The 255-nt window shown below is 56.1% G+C and carries 1 pseudogene; it reads left to right on the top strand.

Annotated elements, in window-relative coordinates:
• Nucleotides 1–240, top strand: a pseudogene (locus tag O2S87_RS19225) (RNA-guided endonuclease TnpB family protein); the annotation flags it as partial.
• Between the last annotated feature and the right edge of the window lie 15 nt (nucleotides 241–255).

Raw genomic sequence — 255 nt, 5'->3', positions numbered from 1 at the left:
TTCCGGTGTACGAATGATTCGTGTGAGGTTCAGCAAGACCATGCTGACCGAAACGCGAGTGTGAACGTGGCGTGGCGGGCGTGGGCGAAACACGCTGGCGTAGATGTTGAATCAGTTAATTACCGGACTCGCAAAACCCAACCATTTGTTCGGAAGGTGAGCCTGTCTGGGTCGGGGCGCTCTGTAAACCGCCCATCCTCATCCCGTGAACTCGCTTCGCGTGGAGTGCTTACGACGTAGGCTGAGGGAACAAGA

Source organism: Halohasta sp. A2 (genome assembly GCF_056175805.1).
Note: the sequence above shows the minus strand (reverse complement) of the source record. Positions and strands in the feature narration are given on the sequence as shown.